Origin of the sequence: Gelidibacter salicanalis (genome assembly GCF_016469035.1) — a bacterium.
In the GTDB taxonomy this organism is placed as follows: domain Bacteria; phylum Bacteroidota; class Bacteroidia; order Flavobacteriales; family Flavobacteriaceae; genus Gelidibacter; species Gelidibacter salicanalis_A.
The window spans coordinates 1-288 of record NZ_JAEHJZ010000192.1 but is presented as its reverse complement, the minus strand read 5'-3'; the positions used below and the strand labels follow the sequence as shown (position 1 = coordinate 288).

Sequence of the window (288 nt, the reverse complement as noted above, 5' to 3'; positions counted from 1 at the left end):
AGCACATCGGCATGACGCCGCTGCAATACCATATGCAGTTACGTTTACTGGAAGCCCGCAATCAGTTGCGTAAAAACGACAATGCGCTGGATGTGGCGATCCGCCTGGGCTTTTACGATCAAAGCCATTTCATTAATACTTTTCGTAAAATGATGGGGATCACTCCCCATCTTTATTCGCTGTCCCTCAACGCTTCGCAGCAGATGAATCCATCGCTTACACGATAAATTCGCGATAGCCGGTGATCACTACATACAGCGCGAAGTACGAGAAAATCACCGCAGAGGC

1 protein-coding gene is annotated in these 288 nt (G+C 48.6%); it reads left to right on the top strand.

The genetic code is table 11. The features are described 5' to 3' along the window. The coding region (locus JEM65_RS21325) for a helix-turn-helix transcriptional regulator (RefSeq protein WP_199603747.1) at window positions 1-227 on the top strand (227 nt) is incomplete at its 5' end. Window positions 228-288: the final 61 nt, after the last annotated feature.